The sequence below is a fragment of the Cohnella hashimotonis genome, assembly GCF_030014955.1.
Taxonomy (GTDB): domain Bacteria; phylum Bacillota; class Bacilli; order Paenibacillales; family Paenibacillaceae; genus Cohnella; species Cohnella hashimotonis.
On record NZ_JAGRPV010000001.1, the window covers coordinates 4,152,001 to 4,170,062 of the forward strand.

An 18,062-nucleotide genomic window follows, 5' to 3' on the forward strand; every position below is an offset into this window, starting at 1 on the left:
CGCAGCCAACCCTATGCAAATCCGTAAAAAGGCGTCGTAATATGAAGCAGCTTCGCTATCCACAGGGTTGCGTGGTGAATAATAGGATCGCCTAAAGAAAACAGCGGCGTAAGCGTCATGGCCTTAAGCGGCGGCAGGAACACGAAAAGCAGGAACAAAAACATCCCCCACTGCTCGAACTGCATCATCTTAAGCCGCAGCCGCAGCGGCGCGAACTCCTCGACGATCCGGTAGCCGTCGAGCGGCGGCAGCGGAATCAGGTTGAACAAGAACAGCATGACATTGATCGGGACAAAATAACGAAATAAAGTCCAGACGGTCTCCTGCGTCGCGAACTGGTCCAGCGCGCCAATCTTCACGAGCACCAAGTAAATAACCAAACCGATGAAGGCCAATAGCAGATTGCTGATCGGACCCGCGGCCGTGACCGCGATGCTCATCAGACGCGGGCGACTGAACCGGCTGCGCCGGACGGGCACCGGCTTCGCCCATCCGAAGCCGGCCACGAGCAGAAACAGGATGCCGAACAGATCCAGGTGCGCCATCGGGTTGAGCGTGACGCGCCCCTGCTCGTAGGCCGTCGGATCGCCGAACTTGTAAGCCGTCCAGGCATGCGCAAATTCGTGCACGGTGAACGCGACGAGCATCGTCAGCAGGACGAACGGCAGCTCGTTCAGCGGAAACCACAAAAAGGTCATTCGTCCTCACCCTTCGGCTTGCCGCAGACGAATGCGATCCAGTCGTCCTGCCGCACGCGATCGACGATCTCGAAGCCGGCCGCGAGCAATCCCGCCTCGACGTCCTCTTCTTTGTTCTTGTAAATGCCGCTTGCGATATAAATGCCGCCCGGCTTTAACACGTCAAAAACATCCGCGATGAAAAGCAAAATGATCTCTGCGAGGATATTCGCGACGACCAGGTCGACGGGCGGCACGACTTTCGAAGCGGCTGCGGCGGGGTTGCCGTCCGCGGCTTCTCCGTCTCGCAGCACGCCGAGCAGGTCGCTCAGCCGCACCTCGATATCGTCCTGCAGGCCGTTCAGTTTCACGTTCTCCGTCGCGCTGGATACCGCGACCGGGTCCAGGTCGAGCGCAAGCACGCGCGAGGCGCCCAGCTTCATCGCGCCGATCGCGAGAATGCCCGAGCCGGTGCCGACGTCAATAACGGTGTCGCCCGCCTTGATTGCGCCTTCGAGCGTGCGCAGGCAGAGCGCCGTCGTCGGATGCGTCCCGGTGCCGAACGCCATGCCCGGATCCAGCTCGATAATGAGTTCGTCCTCGCGAGGCGTATAATCCTCCCAGGTCGGCTTGATCGTGAGACGCTCGGATACCGGCAGCGGCTTAAAATACTTTTTCCAGGCATGCGCCCAGTCGTCCTCGTTCACTTCGCGGGTCTGCACGGTAAAGTCGCCGGCGTCGTAGCCGAACTCCGGCAATCCGCGCAGAAGCTCGGTCAGCTCTGCGACCAACGCTTCCCCGTAGATGTCTTCCGGAAAATAGCCCGCGATTACGGCCAGGCCGGCCGGAATATCGTTCAGCGGCTTATCGTACCATTGCCCAAGCGACGTATCCCTCGGCTTGTCGGGCGACCACGATTCTTCAATAGATACGCCGCCCGCGCCCAGTTCATGCATATAGTGAGCGACCATTTCCTGCGCCTGCTCGTTTGCCACGATCGTTATTTCAAACCAACGCAATCCCGTTTCCCCCTAGACGAATCGTCGTTAGCCCCCATTATACATCCAGCTCCGAACGGGAAGCAAAAGCGGGAGCCGAGCGACTTACTTGACGATTTTCACCAAACTGTAGTTTTTCTTGCCCTTGCGGATAATCACGAACCGGCCGCCGATCGCGTGGCTCGCCGACACTTCCAGCTCCAGATCGCTGACGCGGTCGCCGTTCAAGTAAATCGCGCCTTTGGTAATGTCCTCGCGCGCTTGGCGCTTGGAAGGCTCGATCTTCAGGTCCACCAGCCAATCGACGATATTTTTGGCTTCCGGCGTCGCTTCGAAGGTCGGCATCTCCTTGAAGCCCTGCTCGATCTCGTCGGCGGTCAACGCCTTGATGTCCCCGCTGAACAGCGCGTCCGTGATACGCTTGGCTTGCTCGAGAAGATCGTCTCCGTGCACGAACCGCGTCATTTCCTCGGCCAACGTTTTTTGCGCCTCGCGTTTGTGCGGCTCGGTCTGCACCTTCTCGGCCAGCTCGTCGATCCGCTCCTTGGACAAGAACGTAAAGTACTTGAGGTACTTGACCACGTCACGATCGTCGGTATTGGCCCAGAACTGGTAGAACTCGTAAGGCGTCGTCTTGTTCGGATCCAGCCATACGGCACCGCCCGCCGACTTGCCAAACTTCGTGCCGTCGGCCTTCAGCATGAGCGGAATCGTGAGTCCGAACGCCTTCGCCTCCGCACCCTCCTTTTTGCGAATCAAATCGAGGCCGCTCGTAATGTTGCCCCACTGATCGGAGCCGCCGATCTGCAGCTGAACGTCCTCTTCCTTGTACAAATGGAGGTAGTCGAGCGATTGCAGGATTTGGTAAGAAAATTCGGTAAAGGAAATGCCGCTGTCGAGCCGGCTCGCCACGACGTCCTTGGCCAGCATCGAGTTGATGCTGAAGTTTTTGCCGAAGTCGCGCAAAAATTCGATCACGTTGATCTTGTGCGTCCAATCGTAGTTGTTGACGATGCGCATCGGCGCCTGGCTCGTGTCTTCCGTCAGAAACAGCTTGGTAAGCTGTGCCGCGAGCGCCTCCACGTTGGCCTGAATCTGCTCCAGCGTCTGCAGCGAGCGCTCCGTGGTGCGTCCGCTCGGATCGCCGATCGTGCCGGTCGCGCCGCCGATAAGGATAACCGGACGATGGCCGGCGAGCTGGAACCGCTTGAGCACCATGAACGGGATCAGATGCCCGATATGCATGCTGTCGCCGGTCGGATCCACGCCGCAGTACAGCGAGACCGCCTTTTGGTTCGTCAGTTCGCGAAGACCTTCGGCGTCGGTCTGTTGATTGATCGCGTCGCGCCATTCGAGTTCGTCGATAATGTTCATGCTCATTGGTACCCGCTCCCCTTGTCTGAAAATAAAAAATCGCCCCTTGTCTAAATAGACATAGGGACGATTGGACCACCGTGTTACCACCCAAATTGCACCGATGTACGCCGCAAATATGCGCGCGCCATGGATGCCGCTCTCGGCGAGATATCGATCGCCAGGCCGCCCGGCATTACCCGGGTTACTCCAGAACGTAATTCGCTGGCCAGCGTGTGTACCGGGTCTCATCGACCCCCGGCTCTCTGAGACAGGGACGAGGCAGCTACTGATTCCTTCAACGTAATGCATATGAGTTACAGACATTTTATTGATATTAACGGACGATGTCAACCTCAATCGTTAAGCGAGTGTACCGCCCGTGTCTTGTATGACTCTGCGCGCCTGCTCGACGGATTCGCCCGGGATGTCGGCGGTCAGATGGATCGTCGCAGCCTTCGAAGCCCCCGGTCCGTACTCGGCCGCACCGGTTCCGAGCTCCTCCGCCGCCTCGAGCTCCGCGCCGCCATACAGCATCGCGCTGGCGACGCCGCTCGCGATCGCATCCTGGCGTCCCGCCTTGGAGCCAAAGTCCGCCCCCGCTGCCGCGCTCTCCATACGAAAGCGATCGCCGCGCAGCGCCGTCAGCTTGCGAACGGCGGCTTCCGCTTCCTCCTGCGAGTCGAAGCTCGCTTCAAGCGTCGTCTTGTCCACGTCGCTCACGTCCCTTCGTATTGCTGCGCCCGGCGGTCGGCTTCCTCCGAGCGCTGCAGCGCTTCCAGATCGTCCGCGTCCGCATTGTCGGCCGCGAACTCGACGTCCTCGGCTCTCGCTACGGGTAACTGCTCGTTGCTCTTGCTTTGCTTGCCCATCGATATTGATCCTCCCGTAATGGCGAATAAATTGCTTGCAGTCGCCGTTTAGGATGCGCGTTCGGCGGCGGCTTATGCGCGGGAAATGAATATGCGGGCAGACTGAGAATCGCTATTCCCGAAAACGGCGGGCGGAATATGCCGCAAGAAGCCTGCATGAGAGACGCAGTGAATGACGTGGAACAGGCCGAGATAACGCGCGACGCGAAACGATAATCCGGAACAAGAAAAAGAAGCCGACCCCCCGTCGCCTTCATGACCGGGGAATCGGCTTCTTTTCCATCGGACTAGTCGCCCAGGATCGCTTTTTTCATGCGTTCGAAAATCGATTGGTGCTGCTCGTGCGTGGACTCGCCCGTCGTGGATCCGAATTCCCTCAGCAGCTCGCGCTGCGCTTCGTTCAGATTGGTCGGCGTGACGACCGTCACCTTGACGTGCTGGTCGCCTTGTCCGTATCCGCGCAGCTTAGGAACGCCTTTGCCCTTGAGGCGGAAGTACGTGCCCGTCTGCGTGCCCGCAGGGATCTTGAGCTTGACCTTCTCGGTCAGCGTCGGAATCTCGATCTCGTCGCCCAGCGCCGCCTGCGCAAATGTCAGCGGCACCTCGCAGTAAATGTCGTCGCCGTCGCGCTCGAAAAAGTCGTGCGCCTTGACGCGCAGGACGACATACAGGTCGCCCGAAGGTCCGCCGCGCGTGCCGCCTTCGCCCTCGCCGCTCACGCGAAGCTGCGAGCCGTCGTCCACGCCGGCCGGAATCTTGACGTGGATCTTGCGCTGCTTCTTCACCTGGCCGCTGCCCGAGCACACTTTACAGCGGTCTTTAATAATTTTGCCTCGTCCGCCGCAGGTCGAGCAGGTTCTGCGGTTGACGATGCGCCCGAACGGCGTGTTCTGCGCGACTTCCTGCTGGCCCGTGCCGCGGCAGGTAGGACAATTGTCGACCTTGGAGCCCGGTTCGGCACCGCTGCCGTGACAGTGGTCGCAGCTCTCGGTCCGGGGAATGGTGATATCGAGCTCCTTGCCGAAGATGGCTTCCTTGAACTCGATCGTCATCGTATATTGCAGGTCGTTGCCGCGCTGCGGCGCATTGGGATCGCGCCGCCCGCCGCCGCCGCCGAAAAACATATCGAAAATATCGCCGAAGCCGCCGCCGAAGTCGCCCTGTCCGCCGCCCATGCCCGCCATCGGGTCCTCGTGGCCGAACTGGTCGTAACGGGCGCGCTTCTGATCGTCGCTCAATGTATCGTACGCTTCCTTGACTTCCTTGAACTTGGCCTCCGCATCGGCCGCCTTGTTCACGTCGGGGTGATACTTGCGGGCGAGACCGCGATACGCCTTCTTGATGTCATCCGCGGATGCGCCCTTGCCGACGCCAAGCACCTCATAAAAATCCCTTTTGTCCGCCACTATTCAACCTCCATCTCCATGACAAAGTCAAAGCGGGTTCCGCCGCGCGCCACAAAGGCAGCGCCATGCGGAACCGGCTTTGACTACTCGCTGCCGCCGGCAGCCGGCTATCTATGCTTTATTTCTTGTCTTCGTCCACGACTTCGTAATCGGCGTCGACAACATTGTCCTTTTTCGCGGAAGAGGGACCGGCATCTGCACCGCCGGCTTCGCCTTGCGCGGCTTGGGCATCCTGCGCCGCTTGCTCGTAGACCTTGACGGACAGCTGCTGTACGATGCCGGACAGTTCGTCGGAAGCGGCTTTAATCTCGTCAAGGTTGTCGCTCTCGAGCGCCTTCTTGACCTTTTCCTTCGCCGCTTCGACGTTGGCAGCCTCGGAGGCGTCGACTTTGTCGCCAAGATCCTTGACGGCCTTGTCGGCAGCGTAGACCAGTTGATCTGCGCTGTTCTTCGCTTCGATCAGCTCGCGGCGCTTACTGTCTTCTTCGGCGTGCAGCTCGGCTTCCTTCTGCATGCGCTCGATTTCTTCCTTGGAGAGACCGCCCGAAGACGTGATCGTGATCTTCTGGCTCTTGCCCGTGCCCTTGTCGAGCGCGGAGACGTTAACGATACCGTTGGCGTCGATATCGAACGTGACTTCGATCTGCGGCACGCCGCGCGGAGCCAGCGGGATGTCGGTCAGGTTGAAGCGGCCGAGCGTCTTGTTGTCCTTGGCCATGGCGCGCTCGCCTTGAAGCACGTGAATCTCGACCTGCGTCTGGTTGTCCGCGAAGGTGGAGAACACTTGGGACTTGCTCGTCGGAATCGTCGTATTGCGGTCGATCATCTTCGTCAGAACGCCGCCGGCCGTCTCGATGCCGAGCGACAGCGGCGTGACGTCGAGCAGTACGACGTCCTTGACGTCGCCCGTCAGGACGCCCGCTTGAACCGCGGCGCCGAGCGCGACGACTTCGTCCGGGTTAACGCCCTTGTGCGGTTCTTTGCCGGTCAGGCGCTTGATCGCTTCTTGGACGGCGGGAATCCGCGTGGAGCCGCCGACCAGCACGATCTTGTCGATTTGCGAAGCGGACAGGCCGGCATCGGACATCGCTTGACGCGTCGGGCCCATCGTACGTTCGACGAGCGAGGACGTGATCTCATCGAACTTGGCGCGGGTCAGGTTCATCTCCAAGTGCTGCGGCACGCCGTCGACGACCGTGATGAAAGGCAGGGAGATCGTCGTTTGCAGAACGCCCGACAGCTCCTTCTTCGCCTTTTCGGCTGCATCTTTCAGACGTTGGACGGCGGATTTGTCCTTCAGGAGATCGATGCCCTGCTCCTTCTTGAACTCGGCGGACAGCCATTCCATGACCGCTTGGTCAAAGTCGTCGCCGCCCAGGTGATTGTCGCCGCTCGTCGCTTTGACTTCGAAGAAGCCGGAGCCGAGCTCGAGGATACTGACGTCGAACGTACCGCCGCCAAGGTCGAACACGAGAATCGTCTGGTCTTCGGCCTTCTCGAGACCGTACGCAAGCGCTGCGGCGGTCGGCTCGTTGACGATACGCAGCACTTCGAGGCCCGCGATGGCGCCTGCGTCCTTCGTAGCTTGACGCTGGCTGTCGTTAAAGTAAGCCGGAACGGTGATAACGGCTTGCGATACCGTCTGACCGAGATAAGCTTCGGCATCTGCTTTCAGCTTTTGCAAAATGATGGCGGAGATCTCTTGCGGCGAATAGTCCTTGCCGTCGATCGACTCCTTGTGGTTCGTGCCCATGTGACGCTTGATCGAGATGACGGTACGGTCAGGATTCGTGATCGCCTGGCGCTTCGCCGTATCGCCGACGATGCGCTCTCCGTCCTTCTTGAAGCCGACGACGGACGGGGTGGTGCGGTTGCCTTCCGGGTTCGGGATGACGACGGCTTCGCCGCCTTCCATGACCGCTACGCAAGAGTTGGTCGTGCCCAGGTCGATGCCGATAACTTTGCTCATGATTCAAGTCCTCCAGTCATTAAATGCGTAAATTTGAGATTCGGTTAAATGTAAGTAGGAATTACCCGCTAACCTTGACCATGGCCGGACGGATGACCTTGTCGCTGAGCCAGTAGCCCGGTTGGACGACCTCGACGACAATGCCTTCCTCGTATTCCTCGGACTCCACCGTCATGATCGCCTGGTGAAGCTCGGGATCGAACGGCTGGCCGACCGGCTCCATCGCCTTCAGCCCTTCGGCTTCGAGCACTTGCCAGAGCTGGCGGTTAATCATGTCGATACCCTTGACGAACGAGTCGCTCTCGGCGCCTTCGGACGAGGTCTGCAGCGCGCGCCCGAAGTTGTCGAGCACGGGAAGCAAATTCGTCACGAGCTTGAGCGAAGCGTACTTCTGCAAGTCCGCCGTCTCCTTGAGCGTGCGGCGCCGATAGTTGTCGAAGTCGGCCTGCACGCGAAGCTGACGCTGATAAGCCTCCTCGGTCTGGCGCTTCAACTCCTCGAACCGGTCGTCCTCCGGCGCTGCCGACGCTTGTTCGGCTTGCTCCGCTTGCGTTTCGACCGTTTCTTCCGTCTCCGGAACGGCTTGTTCCGACGCTTCAGCGTTTGGCTCTTGCTTCAAATCCTGTTCCATTGCTCGGCTCCTTCCTCATCAAGATCATTTTGCGCGTTCGCGCGTTATTTGTACAATTGATTGTAAAGACGGGTCAAATCTCCGGACAAATAATCCAGCAGTCCGATGACCTTGCCGTACTCCATGCGCGTCGGGCCCAATATGCCGATCGTGCCGAGCAGATGGCCGTCCGCGGAGATCGTCGCCGTCACAAGACTGCATTGGTTAATCGCCTCTACGCCGTTCTCCGTCCCTATCCGTACCTGTATCCCTTCGGACAAGGACTGAAACAACTGCATCAGACGCGGCGTCTCCTCGAGCACGTCCAGAATTCCTTTGACCTTGTCGACGTCCTTGAACTCCGGCTGCGTCAAAATGTTGGTCGCGCCGCTCAGGTACACCTTGGGCTCGGTCTCTTCCTTCAGCGTATCCTCGAGCAGGGACAAAATATGCTCGCAATGGTCGATATAACTGCTAAGCTCGTTGGCCACTTCTGTATACAGCACCGTCTTCACCTTATAAAAGGGAACGCCGGTCAACTTGTCGTTGAGCAGGCCCGCGATTCTCCGCATATCGTCCATGCTCACGCCCTCGGGCAGCGTGATGGTCCGGTGCTCCACATGCCCCGTATTGGCGACCACGATGGCGACGGCCGTCGTATCGGTCAGCGGCAGCAGCTGGAAGTGCTTGAGGCTCGTATGAAACGAGTCCGGTCCGAGTACGATCGACGTGTAGTTGGTCAGCTGCGACACGATCGTCGCGGCATGACTGACGGCACCCTCCCAGTGATTCATCTTCTCGGCGACCAGGCCGCGAAGACGCTTCACGTCCTGCTCCTTCACGCCGCCGAGCCGGATCAGATGGTCCACGTAATAACGATATCCCTTAATGGAAGGAATGCGGCCTGCCGACGTATGCGGCTGCTCCAGCAGCCCGAGCTCCTCGAGATCGGCCATATCGTTGCGGATGGTGGCGGGGCTGAACGAAACGTCGCTGCGCTTGGAAATGCTGCGCGAGCCGACGGGCTCCGCCGAGCGGATATAATCGTCCACAATGGCGCTAAGAATCATACGTTGACGCTCGCTGAGCATGAATCGTTCCCCCTCCTCGCCGTCGTTAGCACTCAACGATCATGAGTGCTAATCACTATTACAAAAATACCAAACCGCGCCTGTCGTGTCAAGACGACCGTTGCGGTTTGGCATCCATTCGGGCAAACGCCCATTCGAACGTGCGACTATTCCAATATTCGTACGACCGCGATCTCGTCGCAGTTGTTGCGCTTGCTGCAGTGCACGCAGTCGGTCCACACTTTTTCGGGAAAAATCTCCTTGTCGACGACGCTGAAGCCATTTTTCAAAAAGAACTTCACTTCATAAGTAAGCGCCATGACCTTCGGAATATTCATGCGGCGCGCTTCATCGATCAGTGCGTCGACGATGCGGGAGCCGATGCCCATGCCCTTATATCCTTCGCTCATCCCGAGCGAACGGATCTCGACCAGATCGGAGCCAAGCCGGAACAATGAACCGCAGCCGATCAGCTTGCCGGCATCCTCTACTACGACGAAGGAGTCGATATGGCGCAGCAGGGCCACTCTCGATCGCGGCAGCATAATTCCTTTTTCCGCGTACCCCTGGATCAATTCGAACAGCGCCTCGACGTCTTCCGGCCTTGCCTTGCGGCTCACGATCGTTGTGTTCATGGTCCCCCTGCTTTCCGTCCGCGCCGACGGCGCCTCCTGATAAGATGATGTGAATAAATATACATGAATACGAATGAATTCTCAATAACATTTTTATGAGGCGACCGCATCCGGCTATAAATGGCAAAAATTCATTGACATCTATTTATTACCCCATCATAATAACGATCACTAAGTAGTATTTAATAATACGACTAACGTAAAGGGCGGTTATGCCATGATCGAAAGGTTAAAGCGGCTCGGACTTTCCGAGCTGGAAGCGCGCTGCTACCTGGCGCTCCACGATGAAGCGACATTGTCGGGCTACGAGGTCGCCAAGCGCGTTTCGGTATCGCGGACCAACGTCTATGCGGCGCTGCGCTCCCTGGTGGACAAAGGCGTATGCAGAACTGCGGAGGGCGATCCGGTCATGTACGGCGCCGTACCGATCGGACAAGTCATCCGCATGCTGCGCTCCGAATTCGACGAGATCGCCGACGTGCTCGTCAGGGAGCTCAAGCCGAAGCCTGCGGCGGCTTCCTTCTACAATTGGTCGGGCGAAAGCAACATTCGCTTGTCTCTTCGGCGCATGATCGCCAGCGCGGAACGCTCGATCGTCGTGGACATATGGAGCGAGGACTTTGCGGAGCTCGAGCCGCTGCTGCTGGAAGCCGAATCCAGAGGCGTCGTCGTCGTCGCGATCACGCTCGGCCAGGTAAGGTCGAAGCTTAAGCATGTGCGCACGCACAAGCGAATGGAAATGTGGCTGCCCCAGGACGCGCGCGATTATTACATCCTGTGCGACTGGAAAGAAGGATTTATCGGCAGCTTCGGCGCCGTCGGCAAGTCGGCCGCGCTGGAAACGAACCACCCGGCCGTCGCGCATGTGCTCAAGCAGGCCTTCCAGCACGACGTCATGATGATGGACATCGAGCGGGACTTCGGCCCCGCGCTCGAACGCGCGTACGGCGGCGATTACGAGAAGCTGCTTGAACGCTATCGCGACGAATACGGACTCGAATAAGATCAAGGGAGAGAAGCAGTCACATGAAAACCGCAGTCGCCCGCGCGCTGCCTGTCAGCGCCACCGTTTTTCCGATCCTGTACATGATCAGCACGGTTCACCTGCTCAACGACTCCATGCAATCGACCGTCACCGCGCTGTTCCCGGTGCTGCGCGAGTCGCAGCACCTGAGTTACGGTCAGATCGGCCTCATCGCATTTATGATGAACATTACCGCTTCGTTTTTGCAGCCGCTCGTCGGATGGTTCGCGGACAAGAAGCCGCGTCCCTTCATCCTGCCGCTCGGCGTCTGCTTCACGCTGCTCGGCGTCATTATGCTCGCGCTGGCGCCCAACTTCGCGACCATCCTGTTGTCGGTGACCGCGATCGGGGTCGGCTCAGCCGCGTTTCACCCCGAGTCTTCGCGCGTCGCCTATCTTGCCGCGGGCAATAACCGGGGGCTGGCGCAGTCGATCTTTCAAGTGGGCGGCAACATCGGCAGCGCGCTCGGACCCGTCATGACCGCGACCATCTTCATTCCTCTCGGGCAAAAAGGCGTTCTATTGTTTATCATCGCCGCCGTGGCGGGCATCGTCCTGCAGACGCTGGTTGCACGCTGGTATGCGGCAGTCGGCGCGGCGCCCAAGCCAAAGAAGGCGGCGCAGCCCCTGCAATCCGCCAGCAAGCTCACAGCCGGCAAAGTTCGCATGTCGGTCGGCATCCTGGTCCTGCTCGTTTTTTCCAAGCATGTCTATCTTTCAAGCTTCACCAGCTTTTACTCGCTGTATTTGATCGACGATTTCGGCGTGGGCAAGCAGGCGGCGCAGTGGTATCTGTTCGCGTTCCTCGTCGCATCCGCAGCCGGCACCTTCATCGGCGGCCCGCTCGCGGACCGGTTCGGCAGACGCAACATCATCTGGCTCTCGATATTGGGCACCGCGCCCTTCTCCATCGCGCTCCCTTATGCCGACCCGTTCTGGTCCGCGGTATTGTGCGTTTGCGCCGGATTCGTGCTCTCCTCCGCTTTCTCGATCATCGTCGTCTATGCGCAGGAGCTGCTGCCCGGCAAGATCGGACTCGTATCCGGCCTTTTCTTCGGCCTTGCGTTCGGCCTCGGCGGACTCGGCTCCGCGCTGCTCGGCGAGATCGCGGACCACACCAGTATATCGACGGTTATGCATATTTGTGCCTATCTGCCGCTGCTGGGCATTTTCACTTTGCTGCTGCCGAAGGACGCGGAGCTGCGGGGAAGGTGAGCCGCAAGCAACGATAGAATCGAGCAGGAGGAGGCGGCCGTCCTCCTTCCTCTCACCACCGTACATGCGGGTCCGCATACCAATAACGAGAAAGCAGACTTTTCAGCCCTTTCGCCTCTCAGTAGGAGGTCGGAAGGGCGTTATTCATGTTCCGGGACATTTCCCAAGGGTCGCGACGAGCGTTCGCTTGTTTTCAACTTAAGCTGGTCGATTTTGACAATATCAAGTAAACTTACAGCGTCAACCTATCAGCGAGGTACGTGATCCTATGAAAAACTACATTGCCCATTATGCGGAAACCTTTACTCTGAATAAGTATACAGGCCGCTTCTTATTCGCAATCGCATTTCTTGCAGTTGTTGCGGTCGACATCTATTTTGAAAATTACATCCTGTTCCAGTTCGCTTATTTAATCCTCAGCTTATTGTTAGGCCTGTCTTTTTGGAAGGAAACCTGGATTCGCAGCATGCTCGTCATTCTTATCGTTTTCTTTCGCGTTTATTTGGAGCAAGAGCCGGTACTGTTCAAACAGGATGAATTCATCTTGAGAGTCTTCACCCTGGTCGTTACGTATTTCTCAACCTCTTCCTCTATTTCGTTTATGATCTTGTATTACAACAGGCAGAAGCAAAATATGCTTCAGCTCACATTTACGTTAGCTAAGGCCCTGGATTCAAGAGATCATTATACGGCCGATCACTCGGATAGCGTGGCTTATTATTCAAAGAAAATCGCCGAGGAAATGAATATGTCCAAGCTGGCGTGCGAGCGCATTTATATTGGAGGAATTCTCCATGACATCGGGAAGATTGGCGTGCCCGAGCATATTTTGCTCAAACCATCAAGACTGACCGACGAGGAGTTTGAAATCATCAAGCAGCATCCCCTTACAGGCTATACAATGTTAAACCACATCTCCCATCTTAAACGCTCCGGCATTTTGGATATGATTCTTCATCATCATGAGAGATTTGACGGATGCGGCTATCCGAGCCGGATCGGACATTCTAACATTCCGATTGCAGCTAGAATTATGGCCGTGGCCGATACTTTCGATGCGATGACCTCCCGGAGAGTGTATAGAGGAGAACTGGATATTGCGTTTGCGATAGAGGAAATTCGGAAACATGCAGGAACGCAATTCGATCCCGACGTAGTCAAAGCCTTTCTGAGCATCTGGCAGCGCGAAGGACCTCAAATATTGTCCAAGCACGGCGCAAAACCAGCCGTCGGACAACCCTCGAATGAAAAGACAGCTGCAAACTCGGACCTAAAAGCGTCGTCCTAGCCCACGGTATGCAAAAAAACATCCCTGCGTAGTACGTATGCCAGGGATGTTTCGTTTCGCATTTATGGAGCGGTGATCCGCTCCAGCTCCGCTAAATATGCGAATGCGTCTTCGTTGCGGGCGCCGCACATCTCGGCAGACGCCTGAAGCTGTCCGCAGACGGCAGGCCGTTCGGGAAGGCCGAAGATCGAACAACGGTTGTCTTTGGTGAGCTGCACGCAGCGCACGCCCGCCGGCTTGCCATCCGGCATCCCGGGGATCGGCGAAGAGATGGAGACGACGATGCAGCATGCGCCGCAGCCGGGCCTGCATTCCAAATTGATCCCCTCCTCGTTATCTTTCGTCCCCGCGCAGCCGTCTCACGCCAGAAACGCCCCGAACACCTCGTTGCCCAGCGGCACGCCCGCCTCGCTTAACCGGTACCCGTCGTCCTCAGGCGTTCGCTCAAGCAGCCCTTGCGCCAGCAGCTTGTCAAGCACCGGACCGAACGTCTCGGCAAGGCTAGCTCCTCCGAACTGAAGCGCAAAGTCGGCATCGCGCACGCCGGCCCGCAGCCGCAGCCCGACCATCATGAAGTCCTCCATCGCTTCCTTCGCGGATACGGGATTGCGCTCGAGCCGGGGCAGTCCAGCCAGCGCCGCGTCAATATAAGGCTGCACGCCTTTAATATTGAGATGACGCTCGCCTAACGCATAACCGTGAGCGCCCGCACCCAGCCCAAAATAGGGCTCGTTGTGCCAATAAGCGGAGTTGTGGCGGCTCTCGAAGCCGGGACGGGCGAAGTTGCTGATCTCGTAATGCCCGTATCCGGCCTCGGTCAGACGGCGCCGCAGATGCGCGAACATCTCGACTTCGACGTCCTCCTCCGGCAGCGGCAGCTCGCCCCGCTCGTACAAGCGATGGAACAGCGTGTTCTCCTCTACCTTCAAGCTGTACAGCGAGTAATGCGGCAAATCCAGCTCGAGCGCTCGCTCCACGCTGTCGGCCAGCTGCTGCAGCGTCTGGCGCGGCAGGCCGAACATGAGGTCGATCGACAGATTCGTGAATCCCGCCGCCTTGGCGTTGGCAATGCTGTTCACGACGTCGTCCGCCTCGTGGATGCGGCCGATCGCGGCCAGCAGCGCATTATCGAACGTCTGCGCGCCGAAGCTGATTCGGTTGACGCCGCCTTCGCGCATGGCCGCGAGCTTGTCCGGGTCCGTCGTGCCGGGGTTCGCCTCCATCGTGAACTCGGCGCCCGCCGCGATCGGAAAATGGCGATTTACCGATTCAAGAAAACGCGTCATCTGCGCGGGATTCAGCACGGTAGGCGTGCCGCCGCCGACGAACACCTTGCCGATCGCCTCGGGCGGAAGCGCCTTGACCGTATTTTCCATTTCCCGCTCCAACGCATCCAGATAGGCGTCGATCGGCTGGCCGGCGGCCACGTAGGAATTGAAGTCGCAATAGTAGCATTTGTTTGTGCAAAACGGGATGTGTATATAAAGCGCACGGGGCGTCCACGCGTGTAGCGATGGCACCGTAGCGGTTGCGTTCATAGGTTAAGCTCCTCTCGGATGCGGCGAGGCCTGCTTAAAGGAAGCAAAAGCTCCCCGGGACGATGCCTTCGGAGAGCTTGCCGCAATCGTTACTCTATCAGATGTTGTTTGGCGAGAACGAGGGCTTCGATGATCTCTTGCAGCTCCTCAGCCCGCTCGACGTACAGGGAGACGTAACGTTCCCGGTAACCCGTGCTGGACAGCTCGATGTGAACATGTCCTTTGGCCGGGTCCGCGCTGATCTGCATTTGTTCGCCTGCATAGATCGGCACGATGGCCATGACGCGTCGCCTCCGTTCCAATCGCTAGTCGTCCAGCTTCAATACCGCCATGAACGCTTCCTGCGGCACCTCGACGTTGCCGACCTGCTTCATGCGCTTCTTGCCTTCCTTTTGCTTCTCGAGCAGCTTGCGCTTCCGCGAGATGTCGCCGCCGTAGCACTTGGCCAGGACGTTTTTGCGCATCGCCTTGATCGTCTCCCGGGAGACGATCTTCTGGCCGACGGCCGCCTGGATCGGCACCTCGAACATTTGACGCGGAATCAGGTCCTTCAGCTTCTCGCAAATGACGCGTCCGCGCTGGTAGGCACGGTCCCTGTGCACGATAAAGGAGAGCGCGTCCACTTGCTCGCCGTTTAGCAGAATGTCCATCTTGACGAGGTTCGACTGGCGGTAGCCGGTCAGCTCGTAGTCGAAGCTGGCATAACCCTTGGTGCTGGACTTGAGCTGGTCGAAAAAGTCGTAAACGATCTCGGCGAGCGGAATGTCGTACTTGAGCGTGACGCGGTTGGCATCGAGGTACTGCATGTCGATGAACTCGCCGCGCTTGCCTTGGCACAGCTCCATGATCGCCCCGACGTAGTCCTTGGGCACGATGATCGACGCCTTGACGTAAGGCTCTTCGACGAAATCGAGCTTGCCCGCCTCCGGATATTCCGAAGGGTTGGAGATGTCGAGCTGCGCGCCGCTGGTCAGTGTGACCTTGTAAACAACGCTCGGCGCCGTCGTGATCAGCGGGATGTTGAACTCGCGCTCGATCCGCTCCTGGATAATCTCCATGTGCAGCATCCCGAGGAAGCCGCAGCGGAAGCCGAAGCCGAGCGCCTGCGACGTCTCGGGCTCGAACCGCAGCGAAGCGTCGTTCAGCTCGAGCTTCTCGAGTGCGTCGCGCAGGTCGTTGTAGTCCGAGGACTCGATCGGGTACAGGCCGCAGAACACCATCGGATTGATGCCGCGGTAACCCGGGAGCGCCTCGGCCGTCGGACGCTTCGCATTGGTGATCGTGTCGCCCACGCGCGTGTCCTTGACGTTTTTGATCGACGCGGTGACGAAGCCGACGTCTCCCGGCCCGAGCTCGTCCACGATCGTCGAGCGCGGCATGAACGTGCCGACCTCGACGACGTCGAACGTCGCGCCCGTCGCCATGAACTTGATCGGCGTGCCCGCGCGGAGCTTGCCGTCAATGACGCGAATATAACAGATAACGCCCTTGTACGCATCATAATAAGAGTCGAAAATCAGCGCCTTGAGCGGCGCTTCGGGATCCCCCTGCGGCGCCGGCACCTTAGCCACGACCTGCTCGAGAATCTCCTTGATGCCGATGCCGTTTTTGGCGGAAGCGAGCACCGCTTCGCTCGCGTCGAGGCCGATCACGTCCTCGACCTCCTGCTTGACCCGTTCGGGCTCGGCGCTCGGCAGGTCGATCTTGTTGATGACCGGGAGAATCTCCAGGTTGTTGTCCAACGCGAGGTAGACGTTCGCAAGCGTCTGCGCCTCGATCCCTTGCGCCGCGTCGACGATGAGCAGCGCGCCTTCGCAGGCGGCAAGGCTCCGCGAAACCTCGTACGTGAAGTCGACGTGTCCCGGGGTGTCGATCAGGTGCAGCGTATAGATCTCGCCGTCGTCGGCCTTGTACTTGAGCCGGACGGCCTGCAGCTTGATCGTGATGCCGCGCTCCCGCTCCAGGTCCATCGAATCGAGCACCTGGTCCTGCATCTCGCGCGCGGTCAGCGTGCCCGTATATTCCAAAATGCGGTCGGCCAGCGTCGACTTGCCGTGGTCGATATGCGCGATAATGCAAAAATTGCGAATATGGCTTTGCTTGTGTTGGATGTCTGCCATCTTCTTTGTCCTTACCTCCACCGATACATGCCGTTATCCGGCTATCCCATCTATTATATCAGCAGGGTCAAGACGCTTCAATCCGCAGGTTCCGACTTGCCGGGAGCCGCCTCATCGTATGCCGACTTGGCGAGGCGGTAAGCCTCGCTGCCCTCGACGGAATCGGGGTCCTTTTCCAGCTTCCGCAGATTCTCTTTGTGGGACTTCAATTCCGACGCATAATCGGCGCGGCCCTTCTCCAGCTCCTGCTCCCGGCGCAGCAGATTCTGAATACGGGGATCGGAGGGATCCAGCCCTTTGAGCGTCTCCAGCTTGCCGTTAATCGTGGCGATTAAAAAAGCGAGATGCGCCAATTTTTTGAGCGTCTCGTCGATTTTGTTTCTGTACGAGTCGGCGGCCTGCGTGTACGCGCCTGTCTTGAGCTTGGCGCGGGACTGATCCTGTACCGCCTTAAAAGCCGCGTCCTTGACTTGGTCAGAGAGCCCTGCGGCTGTCAAAACGCGTCTTGCAGCCGTCTCCCAAGCCGCCACCGCCGCGCCTAGTTTGGACGGGTTGCCGCCCGCCGACACCGGCGGCTCGATCGAACCAAGCGCCGACAGCGCGCCGGAAAGCGCCTTGATATCGCGATAGCCCATCGATTCGAGCGTTTCGCCGGAGCCTGCATTTTCCAGACCGGCGGCCGTCTCGCCCGGATGCTCAAGTACGATCCGCTTGGCCTCCTCCGCCAGGTCCGCCAGATGCTTGCGGAACGCCTCCCGGTCGAATCCGGACGGATTCGCCGACATGCCGTAAGCTTCCAGCCGGCCGCTCGCCCCGCCGAAGAACGCGTCGAAACGGGCGGTCAGCCGGTCCGCGGCCTCGCCCGTCACTTCGCCGTATACTTCGTCCAGGAGCTTCAGCGCTTGCGACGGGTCCGCCGTTCCGCCGCTCAGCAGCTCCTGCCGGATCTGGCCGTAGGTTTCTGCGTACGAAGACAAATAGGAAGCCGAGTTATCTTCGCCCTCCATCGCCTTGCGGAATCGAACGAGATAGTCGGACTTGATGCTGCCGGCGTCCGATATGGACACTGCGAGCGGAGTTGCCGCGGCGTCCGCCAATCTTCGGAATTGAAATGCGGAATGATTGACCGTGAGCGGCGATAGCGCCGGCGGCAGGTTCGCGCCATGGATTTTCATCGTCGAAAGCCTCCAAAAAAGGGTTATTCCCCTTTTATCGGCAGGGTAATTTTGGAAATGAAGGGCAAAATGCGCGGCCATTACAGTTCATTAAAAACTGTAACCGCCGCGCA

Annotated in this window: 18 protein-coding genes and 1 pseudogene; 3 read left to right on the forward strand and 16 right to left on the reverse strand. The window is 58.7% G+C overall.

Annotation, left to right across the window (positions count from 1 at the left end; all coding sequences use genetic code 11):
* Nucleotides 1-11 precede the first annotated feature (11 nt).
* From KB449_RS16805 to KB449_RS16850, 10 genes are all read right to left on the reverse strand, one after another.
* Nucleotides 12-698 carry a site-2 protease family protein gene (locus KB449_RS16805; RefSeq protein ID WP_282909470.1) on the reverse strand — a complete coding sequence of 229 codons (687 nt, stop codon included), beginning with the start codon at nt 696-698 and terminating at the stop codon, nt 12-14.
* On the reverse strand, nt 695-1,696 hold the full coding sequence (gene prmA, locus KB449_RS16810) for a 50S ribosomal protein L11 methyltransferase (RefSeq protein ID WP_282909471.1): 1,002 nt from the start codon (nt 1,694-1,696) through the stop codon (nt 695-697). Before prmA ends, KB449_RS16805 begins: the two co-directional genes overlap by 4 nt.
* An 84-nt stretch (nt 1,697-1,780) precedes the next feature.
* Nucleotides 1,781-3,049 carry a tyrosine--tRNA ligase gene (gene tyrS / locus KB449_RS16815; protein ID WP_282912838.1) on the reverse strand — a complete coding sequence of 423 codons (1,269 nt, stop codon included), beginning with the start codon at nt 3,047-3,049 and terminating at the stop codon, nt 1,781-1,783.
* A 342-nt stretch (nt 3,050-3,391) separates the two neighbouring features.
* Nucleotides 3,392-3,742, reverse strand: coding sequence for a hypothetical protein (locus tag KB449_RS16820; RefSeq protein ID WP_282909472.1), 351 nt, complete (start codon nt 3,740-3,742; stop codon nt 3,392-3,394).
* 5 nt (nt 3,743-3,747) lie between these two features.
* Complete coding sequence (locus tag KB449_RS16825) at nt 3,748-3,900, reverse strand: YfhD family protein (RefSeq protein ID WP_282909473.1); 153 nt, start codon at nt 3,898-3,900, stop codon at nt 3,748-3,750.
* Nucleotides 3,901-4,187: 287 nt separating this feature from the next.
* Entirely contained in the window at nt 4,188-5,306 is a 1,119-nt protein-coding gene (dnaJ, locus tag KB449_RS16830; RefSeq protein WP_282909474.1) for a molecular chaperone DnaJ, read from the reverse strand.
* Nucleotides 5,307-5,424: 118 nt separating this feature from the next.
* Nucleotides 5,425-7,275 carry a molecular chaperone DnaK gene (gene dnaK / locus KB449_RS16835; protein ID WP_282909475.1) on the reverse strand — a complete coding sequence of 617 codons (1,851 nt, stop codon included), beginning with the start codon at nt 7,273-7,275 and terminating at the stop codon, nt 5,425-5,427.
* A 61-nt stretch (nt 7,276-7,336) separates the two neighbouring features.
* A complete protein-coding gene (gene grpE / locus KB449_RS16840) occupies nt 7,337-7,906 on the reverse strand; it encodes a nucleotide exchange factor GrpE (protein ID WP_282909476.1) in 570 nt (189 codons plus the stop codon).
* 44 nt (nt 7,907-7,950) lie between these two features.
* Entirely contained in the window at nt 7,951-8,976 is a 1,026-nt protein-coding gene (gene hrcA, locus KB449_RS16845; protein ID WP_282909477.1) for a heat-inducible transcriptional repressor HrcA, read from the reverse strand.
* A gap of 146 nt (nt 8,977-9,122) precedes the next feature.
* The gene (locus KB449_RS16850; protein ID WP_282909478.1) at nt 9,123-9,590 is read right to left on the reverse strand and encodes an N-acetyltransferase; all 468 of its coding nucleotides are present in this window, start codon (nt 9,588-9,590) and stop codon (nt 9,123-9,125) included.
* A gap of 217 nt (nt 9,591-9,807) precedes the next feature.
* On the opposite strand from KB449_RS16850, the gene KB449_RS16855 reads away from it, so the two are divergent.
* Both KB449_RS16855 and KB449_RS16860 read left to right on the forward strand, forming a co-directional pair.
* A complete protein-coding gene (locus KB449_RS16855; protein ID WP_282909479.1) occupies nt 9,808-10,593 on the forward strand; it encodes a TrmB family transcriptional regulator in 786 nt (261 codons plus the stop codon).
* 23 nt (nt 10,594-10,616) lie between these two features.
* Nucleotides 10,617-11,828, forward strand: a complete 1,212-nt coding sequence (locus KB449_RS16860) for an MFS transporter (protein WP_282909480.1) — start codon at nt 10,617-10,619, stop codon at nt 11,826-11,828.
* A 118-nt stretch (nt 11,829-11,946) separates the two neighbouring features.
* Here KB449_RS16860 and KB449_RS36715 read toward each other — a convergent pair.
* Nucleotides 11,947-12,015, reverse strand: a pseudogene (locus KB449_RS36715) (group II intron maturase-specific domain-containing protein); the annotation flags it as partial.
* An 81-nt stretch (nt 12,016-12,096) separates the two neighbouring features.
* On the opposite strand from KB449_RS36715, the gene KB449_RS16865 reads away from it, so the two are divergent.
* Nucleotides 12,097-13,116, forward strand: coding sequence for an HD-GYP domain-containing protein (locus tag KB449_RS16865; RefSeq protein ID WP_282909481.1), 1,020 nt, complete (start codon nt 12,097-12,099; stop codon nt 13,114-13,116).
* Between the two features lie 62 nt (nt 13,117-13,178).
* On the opposite strand, the gene KB449_RS16870 is transcribed toward KB449_RS16865, so the two are convergent.
* The 5 genes from KB449_RS16870 to KB449_RS16890 form a co-directional block, all read right to left on the reverse strand.
* The gene (locus KB449_RS16870) at nt 13,179-13,433 is read right to left on the reverse strand and encodes a YkgJ family cysteine cluster protein (protein WP_282909482.1); all 255 of its coding nucleotides are present in this window, start codon (nt 13,431-13,433) and stop codon (nt 13,179-13,181) included.
* Between the two features lie 42 nt (nt 13,434-13,475).
* Entirely contained in the window at nt 13,476-14,654 is a 1,179-nt protein-coding gene (gene hemW / locus KB449_RS16875; protein WP_282909483.1) for a radical SAM family heme chaperone HemW, read from the reverse strand.
* Nucleotides 14,655-14,743: 89 nt separating this feature from the next.
* The gene (locus tag KB449_RS16880; RefSeq protein ID WP_282909484.1) at nt 14,744-14,935 is read right to left on the reverse strand and encodes a hypothetical protein; all 192 of its coding nucleotides are present in this window, start codon (nt 14,933-14,935) and stop codon (nt 14,744-14,746) included.
* 24 nt (nt 14,936-14,959) lie between these two features.
* Entirely contained in the window at nt 14,960-16,774 is a 1,815-nt protein-coding gene (gene lepA / locus KB449_RS16885; protein WP_282909485.1) for a translation elongation factor 4, read from the reverse strand.
* Nucleotides 16,775-16,851: 77 nt separating this feature from the next.
* Entirely contained in the window at nt 16,852-17,949 is a 1,098-nt protein-coding gene (locus KB449_RS16890; protein ID WP_282909486.1) for a hypothetical protein, read from the reverse strand.
* Nucleotides 17,950-18,062 lie beyond the last annotated feature (113 nt).